Origin of the sequence: Paenibacillus tundrae, from assembly GCF_030812775.1 — a bacterium.
In the GTDB taxonomy this organism is placed as follows: domain Bacteria; phylum Bacillota; class Bacilli; order Paenibacillales; family Paenibacillaceae; genus Paenibacillus; species Paenibacillus tundrae_A.
Map to the genome: position 1 here is coordinate 125,900 of NZ_JAUSTI010000013.1, position 13,059 is coordinate 138,958.

Genomic DNA, 13,059 nt, shown 5'->3' on the forward strand with positions numbered 1-13,059 from the left:
GACGAGCATCTGGAAAGTGGTATAATTTTCAACAAGTTGTTTAACGTGAATGAACGGGGAGGATAACCATGAGAGACGACCTATTGGTTCAGCTAGAAGAGTGGCATGAAGAGGATAAATACCAGAGTATTGTAGATGCAGTTCAAGCGATTCCTGTGGAAGAAAGAAATTATGAATTGGTTAACCATTTGGGGAGAGCGCTGAATAATCTGGAGCGTTATGAAGAGGCGGTTGAACAATTCCTGACGGTTGCCGAAGAGGGCAAAGGCGATGCACTGTGGCATTATCGGATTGGTTTAGCATATTACTATCTAGAGCAATATGATCATGCAGAGGAAGCTTTTGAGAGATCGGATGAACTGGAACCTGGGGATGAGGACACCCTAGAATTTCTGGAGTGGATTCGAAACAATGACAGTGATGACTCCGATGAGGAGACAGAAACTGAAGAAGATTCTGAATCTGAACATGAGTCTGAACTTGATTCGGAGTCTGTAGAAGAGATTACGACCTCTGCGCGTACAGTTCCAACAGTACAGCTTAATGAAAACTTCGATCCGACCCACTTCTGGAATGATAGTGAGCAGGCTTTGGAGCAATATGTATCTAATCCGCCAAGTGAAGGGCTCATTGCTTCCGTTGAAGAGGAACTGGTCTTCAGATTACCAGATTCTTATGTTCAGATGATGAAGAACCATAATGGAGGCGTGCCAAACAATCGGTATTTCCCTATTGGTGCAACAGATTCAGGTGTGGAAGAGTACATCGAGTTGAAGGGGATCTTGGGAATTGGCCGTGAGAAACCAAATTCACTGTGCGGTTCGGCGGGAAGCTGGGCTTTGATCGAGCAGGGTGGTTATCCGGAATTTGGAGTGGTTCTTAGTGAGTGCGCCTCTCAGTCCGGAGTGGTCATGCTGGATTATCGTTCATCTGGAAATGACGCGGAACCCGAGGTCGTTCACGTGGACAAGGACAACCAGTATAAGGTGACGACGCTTGCACCAAATTTTGAGACGTTTGTTCAGGGGCTTGTGCATCGAGAGTTCTAAAACTCCAAGGTGAGGGAGAGGCCAACTGGAGGGACAAGGATTCCGCATCCCTGCACGTGGACAAGCTCCAGTGTAGGGGATTAGGAAGCATTGTGAAAATGAAGGTCGCGGACAGTGTCTTTAAATAGGCCAGAGTCCAGTATGAAGTGAACTTAATCAAGTCAAAGCAATCTAAACAAGCCGTAGCAGGAGTGAATGCTCCTTCTACGGCTTATTGTCTTATCTATGATCCATGCGGGTTTATGCCGGGTAACCGCCTCCTGGTGGCGGCCATGCACCATAGAAGCGACGTAACAGTACAATCTCTCCTAGATGATAGGAGTTGTGAGATGCAATGTTGCGCAGCAGTCCGGCGATTGTCTCACCTGGGAAATACGGCAATGTGTCATCCAGTTGAGCTGTCTTCGCAATAGTTACTGCCTGATCAATACCAGCTAGAAAAGCCTGAATATCTGCTGTCCACGTCGCTTCATCCTGCGGACCTGTCTCTTCAGGCCAGCTCTCCATAACATTGGTAGGAAGCTGTGGCTTCCGTCCCTCGATATGAGTCAACATGAATTGTTGCCAGTAGTGCATGTGTTTAACGAGCTGATAGATCGTGTACGGCATATGTTCATGGACGCGCCCGGCGAGCTCTACGCTGATGTCGGGTAGAGCACGAGCAATGGGTAGATGCCCACGTTCCCCAACGAGTGATTGTACCAAAGCTTGTCCAAACGATTGATTTGCATCCGACATGCGGAGTCATCTCCTCTAATTCTCTAATTAAGTTTGTCACCTTAAGAGTAGTATACAATTAAATTTTGCAAAATAAAAATAGGGAGCAAGAGCCACCACACGACCAGTGGTTCAGAGTGATCTATATTGAAAGAAATGGTTTACCGTTAGTATGGATCTAAATTATACAGGTCATGCTACACAACCGATGGGATGAGTATATGGATGCGCATCGCGTTATGATGATCCAGCCGCAGAACTTAATCTTTGCTTCACAATGTGAAACCTGTCACGTACTTTTTACCCCTTTTGCGATATAGTGAGTGGTTAATGGAGGGGTTATATTGGCTATGGCTATGATCATTTCGAATGAAGCACTTGCTCCGCAAATCTATGTGATGAAAGTACAGGGGGACTACAAAGGGAAGATGGGACAGTTCTACATGTTGCGCAGTGGAATGAGTTATCCATTGCTACCTAGACCTATTAGTATTTATGACATCGGGGAACATGACATTTCTTTCTTGTACCGCGTCGTTGGGGAAGGAACACAGCAGTTATCCAAGCTATTGCCTGGTCAGGAGATTAAGCTGGAGGGTCCGTTTGGGAATGGTTTCCCACAGGTCGAGGGGAGCTTGGGTCTCATTGGAGGTGGCATGGGTACGGCTCCATTACTGCTGGCTGCCAAGCATTACCCTCATGCACATGTGTATCTAGGATTTGCGGAGCAATCCTTCGGCGTTGAAGCCTTTCAGGCTGTGGCAGCTTCTGTGCAAGTGAAGGTTGGCGGGAGTATTGTGGAACAGGTGAATCCAGCGCGTTACAAGTATATGTTCTCCTGTGGTCCGACTCCTATGCTTCAGGCTCTTGCGCTGCAAACGGTAGGGACATCTTCTCGTTTATACATTTCCACGGAACGGCATATGGCTTGTGGTATTGGTGCGTGCTTAGGTTGTACAATTCGCACCCGTACAGGTAATCGTAGGGTCTGTAAGGAAGGGCCTGTATTTCCCGTTGAGGAGGTGGAGTTGGATGATCTCCATGGCATGTAATATCGCAGGTGTGTCTATGAAAAATCCGATCATTATGGCTTCGGGTACGTATGGATTTGGACGTGAATATCAGGAATATGTGGCGCCTGCCTTGTTGGGTGGCATCGTTGGTAAGGGGTTAACCTTACATCCGAAGGACGGTAATCAGGGTGTGCGAATCAATGAAACGGCATCTGGATTGCTCAATAGTGTAGGTCTGGAGAATCCGGGGGTCGTTGCCTTTCTAAAAGATGAACTGGATGAAATGACGCGCTGGGATACGGCGGTAATTGCGAATATAGGCGGTGCCAATCTGGAAGAATACGTGCAGGCTGTTGCCTTGATTACGGAGAATGCACAGAAACGGCGTACGATGAATCGCAGGGGAGTGGATATGCTGGAGCTGAACATCTCTTGCCCCAATGTGAAGCAGGGAGGGATGCAATTCGGCGTTCAGACGGAAATGGCGCGAGATGTGGTGCGACAGGTGCGTAACGTAACAACACTCCCGCTGGTCGTTAAGTTATCTCCTAATGCAGAGAATATTACAGAGATGGCGATTATGTGTGAGAAAGAGGGTGCAGACGGCGTATCCCTAATTAACACCTTTTCAGCGATGAAAATTGATATCCGCCGTCGCCGGAGTGTATTTGAGAATACGTACGCAGGTCTCTCGGGGCCTGCGATCAAGCCGATTGCGTTACGAATGGTGCATCAAGTGGCTCAGGCGGTATCTATCCCAGTGATCGGCATCGGCGGAATTAGCTCTGTCGAGGATATTATTGAGTTCACGATGGCAGGTGCGGCAGCCATTCAGATTGGAACCTATAATTTCATTCAGTTGCGGGCAGGAGCGGAATTGGTAGAAGGGCTTGAACAGTGGATGCAGCGGGAAAAGGTGAATTCGTTGGATGAGATCCGAGGAATCATATAAGGGACGAAGGGCTTCTATTCTCATTTAGTTTATATAAACGTAAAGCTGTTGTTGGTAGTCATACCGAGGACAGCTTGTTTGGCGTGAATTTATATGGATTCATAGTCAGATCATTTAATTGATATTGTTGCAGATTTATAGACCCTGACCTATATTAAATAATAACAATTGTAATCGTTAAAAAATAAAACAGTAGATGGATTATCAAGAAGAAGAGAACTGTAAAATTCTGTGTTATAATAATATATCTCAAGACTTCGGAGTCAAGGAGGAAGCTCCTGTGAAGGTCATATTAGTTGACGATGAACGTTTAGCATTGATCGGTCTTCAGAAAATACTAGAGAAAGAAGTCAGTGGAGTTGAAATTCTGGCTACCTACTCTGATCCAACAGAGGTAATGACGGGGGTCATGATACAGCGCCCTGATGTGGTGTTTCTAGATATTCACATGCCGGAGATTGATGGTCTAGAGCTGGGCAGGAAGATCCAGCAGGCGGCACCTGATATCGAGATTATTTTTGTGACCAGTCATGATCAATATGCTGTGCATGCATTCGATTTACAGGCCTTAGACTATGTGATGAAGCCGATTAAGAAGGATCGTTTCCAGCAGACGTTAAGCCGAGTAAGGGAAAGATTAAATTTGAAACGGGAGCAAAAGGGCAGGGATACGAATACACCTCTCATTTGTTGTTTTAATCAGATACAATTCAAGTTACCTGGTCAGGAGGCGCAAACGGCCAAGTGGCGTACAAGTAAGGCCCAAGAGCTCTTCGCCTATCTGCTTCATCACCGCAATCAGATTATTCATCGGAGTACCTTGCTGGAGCTGTTATGGCCAGAGCTAGAAGAGGATAAGACAGTGCATCAGCTCTATACCGCGATGTACCATGTACGCCAAACCCTCAAAGCCTATCATATGGATATGGTTACGATCCAGAGTGGACATCTGGAAGCAGGTTACCGTCTGGAATTAGGTGAAGTTCAGTTAGATAGTGAGCGGTGGGAACAGGAAGTGAAGCAGTGGAAGAGTGTGGACTCCAGTACAGTGGATGCCTATGAGCATGTGCTAGGGTTATACAAAGGCACGTATCTTGGGAACTATGAGTATATGTGGGCAGAGCCCGAACGGGAAAGACTTCGGTATCTATGGTTATTCCATATGAGACAGCTCATCCATTATTATCAGCAACAAGGGCTGCATGAGAAGGTTATCGAGAATACACGCCGGATTCAGCAGTTGCTGCCTGATGAGGAAGAGAGTTATTTTATCCTGATGAAGTTATATGATGAGTTAGATAATGATTATGGTGTAGAAGAGCAATATCGCCTGCTGACGACTAGAATGGAACAGGATTTAGAGATTCCGGTCAGTCAGAGCATCAGGGAATGGTATCAGGATTGGAAGCAGGGTTTAACGAAGATTAGAAAATAATACACGGGTTCCTTGCTTACGCATCTCCCAATATTGAATATTGTATCAACACAGGTCACTGTGTTGTTATATATCCAAGACCGAATACTTTGTTTTCGGTCTTTTTTTGATGGTTGGAAGATGGGTTCCCTTATTTTAATTATTTCTAATGAACGTCCCATATGTTAGTATATTTAACATTAGAAGCGCGGAGTGTAACAATAAGCGCTAATCGTTGTAATAGTAGGTGGAGAGATTGATGCGTAACTGGGTCAGAAATGAAAACGTGCAGATGACCGCCATCGCCTTGGCTACAGCTATTGGTGCACAGTTCAAGATTAATCCTTTTCGGGAAGACTATTTTCGCATCGGTCTAGGTGTCAGCATTTTTTTATTTTTGCTGATGATTATGCCCCACTTATCTTATGTGAAGACAGGAATCCTGACAGGTATTGCTAATCTGATCTTTCAATCTGTAGATCTGCTGAGTCATGTCAGTACGATGCCGATCTTAGAAAGTATGCGTGATAATGTAGGTGCAGGCATGTACTATGTTGTATTCGCTTATGGCTTAAGTAAGATTAAACATCGATTTCATGCGTTCCAGCCACTGGTTCTTGGTGGAATGATTACAATTATAGACTTCTCTTCCAATATGACGGAGCTTCTGTTGCGCGGGATATTTAACGGTACGAACATTTTCTATATGAAGGAATGGTTGTATTTGTTGATTGTGGGAGCTCTGCGAAGCTACTTCGTTATTGGGTTATATAATAGCTTCGCGGTAAGGCAGATGCGGCTTCTTCATGCTGAACAGGAGAAACGGATGGAACAGATGATGAGTGTGAACTCAGGGTTATATGGTGAAGCCTTCTATCTGAAGAAGGCGATGAATACCATCGAAGGCATTACGGCGGATAGTTATGAGCTGTATCGGGATTTGCGAGAAAATGAGATGAATGAATATAGTCAACGGACACTGGGCATCGCACAGCAGATCCATGAGGTGAAGAAGGATTCTCAGCGTATTTTGGCAGGCCTGCTCAAGGTATATGATAGTGAAAAGGCAGTTCATCTTCAATTATCCGAAATGCTGCACTTCGCTGCCAAGGGCAATCGGAAATATGCGGAGATGTTGAATAAACAGATTACGATTAAGAAGCAACAGCAATTCGATTGTGAATCTCCATATTGTATTCCTCTACTCACCGTGATGAACAATCTGGTTGCGAATGCAGTAGAGTCGATTGAGACGCAAGGAACCATTCAGATTCATGTGTACGAACAGGGGATGGATGTGGTTTTTGAGGTTACGGACTCAGGCAAAGGAATTCCAGAATCGAAGCGGAAGATTATTTTTGAACCGGGGTATACGACCAAATACAATGAGGTAGGGATTGCTGCAACAGGCATCGGTCTATCTCATGTGCGTGATATTGTTCAATCCTTGGAAGGTACGATTACAGTAGATGTACCTGAAGGTGCTAAGGGCTCTAAATTTGTCGTGTGCATTCCAAAAGTGAGTTTGGTAAAGGAGGCCGGGGCCGATGACGCTTTCTATTCTGATCGTTGATGATGATATCGTAAGTAGAAGTATGTTAGAGGATATTATTGAGGAATGTGGAGCAGGTGAACTGGTAGGCACGGCAGAGGGGGGCATCGAAGGGGAGCAGATGATCATCAATCTGAGACCCGATGTTGTGCTTATTGATCTGCTAATGCCTGATCAGGATGGCATTGAGACCGTTGCCAGACTCAAGGCACTTGGTTTTGCAGGTAAGTTTATTATGATCTCCCAGGTGGATAACAAAGAAATGGTAGGTGCAGCTTACCAGCAAGGGATTGAGTTCTTCATCCATAAGCCCATTAATCGTGTGGAAGTCGAGCATGTGCTCAAAAGGGTGAATGAACAGTGGAAATATGAGCGTTATGTGCTGGAGATCCAGCAGTCCCTCACCAAATTCAACATTGTGGAGACACCCCCTATTGTGAAGGGACGCACTGTTCGTGATGTATCAAGAGTCATACTCATGGATTTAGGTATTCTGGGTGAGAGTGGCAGCAAAGATGTGATCGCATTGATGGAATATGTCATTGAACAGAAACAGGCTGTGGAATGGCCTTCGCTCAAGGAAATGTACGAAGCTGTTGCACAGACGTATAAGCCGACAGCCAAAGAGGTGGAGAAAGAAAGCAAGGCGATGGAACAGCGCATCCGGCGAACTGTTAATGCGGCGTTGACGAATATGGCTTCGATCGGCCTGACCGATTATAGCAATCACAAGTTCGAGCATTATGCACCGCTCTACTTTGACTTTCAGGATGTTCGGATGAAGATGCGGGCGATGGAAGAAGATCAGTCTGGTGATAGAGGCAAGGTCAACATTAAGAAGTTCCTGCATGTGTTCTACATGGAGACGGTTGAGAAATTAAATGGCGGCTGAACCTGCTAAATAGCGGTTCGGTCTTTTTGTGTTGGCCCATTAACTGTAATAACAAACTTGGTATAGTTGTCTGGGCATTTTTGGTATGATGAGAATACTGGCGCAGAATAAAGTCTAAGAAGAAGGGTTGTGTGATGATGGAAAATAATAAGTTACAGCACTATGCATTACCCGATGTTGCCCAGTTGAAGGTTCATGGTAGAACAACGGAGAGCAGGTCGCCGCTAACGTTGTTTTGGACAGGTAGCGCGGTGGAGCTGAACGTGACCGGGACAGAGCTATGGATAGAGGTCGATTCCAAATATGAAGTGTATGAACCATGGATCAGTGTTCTAATTAACAATGTAGTTGTAAGCCGCCAGATGTTGGTACACGGAAGGTATTGGGTGTGTATTTTCAGAGGAATGAACGAAAGCGTTACCAAAAATGTAAGAATCATAAAAGATACTCAGGCCATGAGTGGAGATCCGGGATGCTCGTTACAGATTCATGCGTTGAAATCGGATGGTGTATTCCAGTTGGTAGAGGATAGATCGTACAAGGTGGAATTCATCGGAGATAGTATTACATCAGGTGAAGGCGCAATCGGGGCTCAGGCCGAGGAGGATTGGATTCCGATGTGGTTCAGCGCGATTGACAATTATACGGCCATGACAGCGGAAGCTCTTCACGCAGATTATCGCGTCATCTCTCAGAGTGGCTGGGGCGTTATGACGAGCTGGGACAATAATCCCAATGCCAACATTCCACAGTACTATGATCAGGTGTGCGGTCTATTAACGGGGGAGATGAACGAAGCGCTTGGGGCGCATAGCCCGCATGACTTCAATGCATGGCAGCCGGATGTGGTGGTCGTGAATTTAGGCAGCAATGATGGCGGTGCCTTCCAGACACCAGAGTGGACAGATCCGAACACAGGGATCGCGTATAAACAACGATTGAATGCCGATGGGACGTACCATGGAGAAGACGTGGCTAAGTTCGAGCAAGCAGCATACCAATTCTTAATTCAATTGCGGAGAAATAACACCAAGGCACACATCGTCTGGGCTTACGGCATGCTTGGATTTCCGATGATGCCTGCGATATATCGCGCGGTGGATATCTACATGAAGGAAACGGGCGACCGAAATGTGTCGGTCATTCAATTACCAAATACAACGAGTGAGACAGTAGGTGCCAGAACTCATCCGGGGATGTTATCCCATAAGCGGGCAGCCGAAACCTTAACAGAGCATCTGAAAGGCATACTGCACCATTCCTAGAATACAGAACAAATTATGGCAAAGGAAAAGCGTTAGACACGCTGCCAGAGTTCTCTTCTAACGATACGAAATGAATGCAAACAAGCCCGCGACCTACGCCGTAGGCTTGTTTGTATTGCATTGGTTATAGAATTTTGTATCCGGAGTAGATTGTGATCGTTAGTAAATTGGCGTAGTCATTCCATAAGTTTAAACGCCTAAGCAGGCATTAAGCGTGTGCATGTTCTGCCTCATAGCGGATCGCAATGATCTGCCCGAGCGTCTTGGTCTCGATGGTCTTCCATAGACTCGGTACCGTGCCTTTGGGGAATAACGGGATGCCTTCACCCAGAATTTTCGGAATAATCGCCACTTCAATCTCATCCAGTAGATGCTGCTCCAGCACCGATTGAACCAGCTTTCCACCGCCAACAATCCATATATGCCCTGTTGTAGAAGCCTTAAGTCGGGCGATTAACTGTTCCACCGGCTCATCTGTAAATTCAACGTGCGGAGCTGGCGGCTGCTTCGCACGGGACATGACATATGTTGGACGATCAGCATACATAAAATCCTCAGCTAGTGTGAGCACTACCTCATAGGTGTCACGTCCCATGACAACGGAACCGATGTCTTGATAAAATGCTGCATATCCATTGTCACCTCCATCTCCCTCCACATCCATCAGCCAATCTACAGAACCGTCTGGTCTTGCGATATATCCATCCATACTCATTGCAACATACAAGATAACCTTAGTATCTGACATATGCATCGCTCCCTTCTTCTTGACTTTATGATACACTCTAACTATGACAAAAGTTGACGTAATTAAAGGTGGGAAATGATGAATAATCGCAAACTTGCCATCATGAGGCTGATGGATTCTAGGCGGAAATTTACGGCTCGCGAGCTGGCTGAGCGGTTCCAAGTGTCTATTCGTACGATCCAACGTGACCTGGATGCGTTGCAGTCGATGGGCTTTCCTCTATATACCGAAGTCGGTGTACATGGAGGATACCAGGTGCTACCGAATAGGTTATTGCCACCCCTCCAGCTCCATCAGAACGAGGCATTAGGTTTATTTCTAATGCTTGAATATTTGGAGAAAGTACCAGACTTCCCTTATGGATCGGTGCGAGAACATCTGGCAGAGCAGTACTTTTCGAGTCTGCCGCAGGATGTACAGGATCTCGTAATGCGAATGAGAAAACATATTACTTTTCTTCAGCCACATTCATCGGCGCATGCTCAGCCAATGACAACTACCATTTTGGATGCAGCGGTGGAGAAAAGAGGTGTTACCTTCCAGTATTCTTCCCGTAATGGACAGAAAACAGTAGAGGTCTTTCCAATCGGCATTTATTATGATCGTGGGTACTGGTACATGCCTGCACGCCATAAGGAGAGAGTGTTGCTATATCGTGTGGATCGCATGAGTGATCTTGAGATTACGGATGAAACGGATGGATCTATCCCGAACCTGCATGATTGGCTGCGTGCGGAGGATGAGCGGGAACGTGTGGAGGTCGTGCTACATTTTACGGATGCGGGTGCAAGGCAAGCTTCGTCAGATGTCGTATTTAAGTCTGTGCAGGGTCATGAGTGGAAAGGTGCAATTCCCGTAGCTGAGTTGCCATATACAGCACGTGGGCTGCTGGCGTATGGGCCAGAAGTGAAGGTTGTGGTTCCAGTAGAATTGAAGCAAATGGTGCGTAGTATGCTGGAGAAAAGTCTGGAGCAATATCTGTGAAGAGAACGTTATGATAGCATTTCCTCATTTTCTCAGTAAGATCATAAAGTTATTGATCATTGTTAACAAATGTAAATTACTATAGATGATACGACATGATGTAGAAGGAGATGAGAGTGGTGAATTTGAATTTAAATAAAATTACAACGATTATTTCTATAGTTTTACTCATCATGATAGCCATTTTTCGGAACAACGTTGCAGTCCTCATCTTCAGTGTGTTCATGATTGCGCTGATGGGGTACACCGCGTTTCGCGTGAGAACCAAATGGAATATAGCCACTGCTGTATGTCTAAGTGTGATCCTTGTGAGCTGGAATGTGTACCTTGGCTTGGAAAATCTATAACAAAGAGACCAGCCTTCTTCGCAAAGGCCGATCTCTCTAGACCACTTATACCAGACATTCACCATATTGATTCGTACATAACGAGCAGTGAAATGCAACGGATCGGTCGTGAAGCCATAGGTCAGATTGTTGGTGCGGTCTATTGAGGCAAAATGGACTCCATCGATGCTGATATGCCGGCCAACTGTTGGATGAGGCTACCCATGAGGTTTGGTAATTGCCATCATTGCTGTTGGATGCAGATGAGCAGTAGGCTGTGGAGCTGGCAGTAGCCGTTTTGCCTTGCGCATGATTGACGAGGGCAGGTATAAATACCGCATCACCTACTGGATACGAATTCAACTGCGGGATACGCATCACCAACTAGAGAAAGCATCGATACCAATACACAACAATAGGGATAGCAGACTTGGTATTAAGCCCGCTATCCCTATGTGATTTTGTATCTATTCTCTAGACGGTGAATAAATTTACTTCTTGCCCTTACGAACCTTGAGTTGCATCTTTTTAATCGTTGTATTTTGCATAAGCTCCAGTACGAGTGATCCTTTGCCATTCAGAATCTCCACATCCGTCACATTATCCAGAATCGTAATGATTCCGATGTCGTCAGCAGTAACGCCTTCAAGCTTGGCGATGGTGCCAACGAAGTCAACAGCACGGAGTTTCTTCTTCTTGCCCCCATTGAAGTTCAGCTTCATAATCTGCTGATTCAATTGTTCGCGCTTGTCCTTTTTGCGCTCAGGTACAATCTTAAGCCGCTTCTCGAATTCTTCTCTGCGGCGATCCACAGCATCTTCAGAAGGAGCCTTAATCACAGGAATCTCGAATCCAATATAGGATTCAATCTCAGCGAGGCGTCTGCCATCCTTCGGCGTGATGAAGGTAAAGGCTTTACCTGTCTGACCTGCACGCCCAGTACGGCCTGTGCGGTGAACATAGCTTTCCTTTTCAAGCGGAATATCGTAGTTGATGACATGTGTGATATTGGTAATGTCGATACCCCGAGCAGCTACATCCGTCGCAACTAAATAACGGAATTGTCCACGCCGGAAGGCATTCATGACCTCAATCCGCTCGTCCTGCTCCATGCCGCCATGGATGCGATCTGCCGGATAATCGAGGTCAGCCATCACGCGGAACAGCTTATCTACATTCTCCTGCGTGCGGCAGAATACGATACAGCTATCTGGATTTTCTACGATGAACAAGTCTTGTAGCAACGCCGTTTTGTTCACCTCAGAAGTATGAATAATCGCATGTTCAATCGTGGCAGTTGTCAGTCCGCTTGCCTTGATCTCGATCTCCACTGGGTTGTTCATGTATTTACGGGATAGATTGGCTACATCTTCCGGGAAGGTTGCGGAGAAGAGCATTGTTACACGCTCCCGTGGTAGCGCCTGAATAATAGCTCCCACCGTCTCAATGAAGCCCATATTCAGCATCTCATCGGCTTCATCAATGACCAGATAGGCGATTCGATCCAGTGGCAGTGTTCCGCGTTCGATATGATCCAATACCCGTCCGGGTGTACCTACAGCGACATGAGTTCGTTGCTTTAACTCGGCCTTTTGGACATGGAATGGCGATTGTCCGTATAGTGCGGTTGCCTTGATGCGTTTGAAACGGCCGATGTTGGTGATGTCTTCGGTAACCTGCAATGCCAGCTCGCGGGTAGGGGTCAGAATCAACGCTTGCGGTTTATTCTCGTTCCAATCGACCTGTTCACAGAGCGGGATGCCGTATGCAGCCGTTTTACCACTACCTGTCTGTGATTTGACGACCAGATCTTTATTCTCTAGGGCGACTGGAATGACTTTGGACTGAACCTCAGTTGCTGTCTCATAGCCCAGACTGTCCAGTGCTCGTACAATTTCTTCTCCAAGCTGAAACTCACTAAATTGTTGCTTGCTCATGATTAACCTCTTTTGCATTAGTTTTGAATACTACATATTAGCATTACACCGTACTATTTGCGTATACCTTCTTATTATACTCGATATGTTGGAGCGTTAACGGAATATTTGATGTAATTCAGATGTAATCATTAAAAATTAAACGAAAGGAGATCCCCTGCTCAAGCAGAGGTTCTCTTTTGAATTATTAGATGCTGTCTCTAGTGGAGT

12 protein-coding genes and 1 pseudogene are annotated in these 13,059 nt (G+C 45.9%); 9 read left to right on the forward strand and 4 right to left on the reverse strand.

All coding sequences use genetic code 11. The features are described 5' to 3' along the window. Positions 1-68: 68 nt before the first annotated feature. Positions 69-1,049 carry an SMI1/KNR4 family protein gene (locus tag J2T19_RS20765; RefSeq protein WP_307219106.1) on the forward strand — a complete coding sequence of 327 codons (981 nt, stop codon included), beginning with the start codon at positions 69-71 and terminating at the stop codon, positions 1,047-1,049. A gap of 240 nt (positions 1,050-1,289) precedes the next feature. Here J2T19_RS20765 and J2T19_RS20770 read toward each other — a convergent pair whose 3' ends face one another. Next, positions 1,290-1,787 (reverse strand): DinB family protein, encoded by a 498-nt coding sequence (locus tag J2T19_RS20770; protein ID WP_307219109.1) that lies wholly within the window; start codon positions 1,785-1,787, stop codon positions 1,290-1,292. 329 nt (positions 1,788-2,116) lie between these two features. Between J2T19_RS20770 and J2T19_RS20775 the strand changes: the two genes are divergently transcribed. The 6 genes from J2T19_RS20775 (at position 2,117) to J2T19_RS20800 (ending at position 8,854) form a co-directional block, all read left to right on the forward strand. After that, positions 2,117-2,818: a dihydroorotate dehydrogenase electron transfer subunit gene (locus tag J2T19_RS20775; RefSeq protein ID WP_307219207.1), complete on the forward strand. Its 702-nt coding sequence runs from the start codon at positions 2,117-2,119 to the stop codon at positions 2,816-2,818. Then, positions 2,799-3,731 (forward strand): dihydroorotate dehydrogenase, encoded by a 933-nt coding sequence (locus tag J2T19_RS20780; RefSeq protein ID WP_307219110.1) that lies wholly within the window; start codon positions 2,799-2,801, stop codon positions 3,729-3,731. The genes J2T19_RS20775 and J2T19_RS20780 overlap by 20 nt, the downstream gene beginning before the upstream one ends. Before the next feature lie 280 nt (positions 3,732-4,011). After that, positions 4,012-5,166 (forward strand): response regulator, encoded by a 1,155-nt coding sequence (locus J2T19_RS20785; RefSeq protein WP_307219113.1) that lies wholly within the window; start codon positions 4,012-4,014, stop codon positions 5,164-5,166. Positions 5,167-5,404: 238 nt separating this feature from the next. After that, complete coding sequence (locus J2T19_RS20790) at positions 5,405-6,718, forward strand: ATP-binding protein (protein ID WP_307219115.1); 1,314 nt, start codon at positions 5,405-5,407, stop codon at positions 6,716-6,718. Continuing rightward, positions 6,693-7,589 (forward strand): response regulator, encoded by an 897-nt coding sequence (locus J2T19_RS20795; protein ID WP_307219116.1) that lies wholly within the window; start codon positions 6,693-6,695, stop codon positions 7,587-7,589. The genes J2T19_RS20790 and J2T19_RS20795 overlap by 26 nt, the downstream gene beginning before the upstream one ends. A gap of 134 nt (positions 7,590-7,723) precedes the next feature. Next, positions 7,724-8,854 carry an SGNH/GDSL hydrolase family protein gene (locus tag J2T19_RS20800; RefSeq protein ID WP_307219119.1) on the forward strand — a complete coding sequence of 377 codons (1,131 nt, stop codon included), beginning with the start codon at positions 7,724-7,726 and terminating at the stop codon, positions 8,852-8,854. A gap of 208 nt (positions 8,855-9,062) precedes the next feature. Here the strand turns inward: J2T19_RS20800 and J2T19_RS20805 are convergent, their stop codons facing one another. After that, on the reverse strand, positions 9,063-9,602 hold the full coding sequence (locus J2T19_RS20805; protein ID WP_307219121.1) for a dihydrofolate reductase family protein: 540 nt from the start codon (positions 9,600-9,602) through the stop codon (positions 9,063-9,065). Positions 9,603-9,680: 78 nt separating this feature from the next. Here J2T19_RS20805 and J2T19_RS20810 point away from each other — a divergent pair, with 78 nt between their 5' ends. After that, positions 9,681-10,586, forward strand: a complete 906-nt coding sequence (locus J2T19_RS20810) for a helix-turn-helix transcriptional regulator (RefSeq protein WP_307219123.1) — start codon at positions 9,681-9,683, stop codon at positions 10,584-10,586. Between the two features lie 119 nt (positions 10,587-10,705). Beyond that, entirely contained in the window at positions 10,706-10,933 is a 228-nt protein-coding gene (locus tag J2T19_RS20815) for a hypothetical protein (RefSeq protein WP_307219211.1), read from the forward strand. 56 nt (positions 10,934-10,989) lie between these two features. Here the strand turns inward: J2T19_RS20815 and J2T19_RS20820 are convergent. Both J2T19_RS20820 and J2T19_RS20825 read right to left on the reverse strand, forming a co-directional pair. Next, positions 10,990-11,248: pseudogene (locus tag J2T19_RS20820) on the reverse strand (beta-xylosidase); the annotation flags it as partial. A gap of 155 nt (positions 11,249-11,403) precedes the next feature. Further along, positions 11,404-12,849 carry a DEAD/DEAH box helicase gene (locus J2T19_RS20825; RefSeq protein ID WP_307219125.1) on the reverse strand — a complete coding sequence of 482 codons (1,446 nt, stop codon included), beginning with the start codon at positions 12,847-12,849 and terminating at the stop codon, positions 11,404-11,406. Between the last annotated feature and the right edge of the window lie 210 nt (positions 12,850-13,059).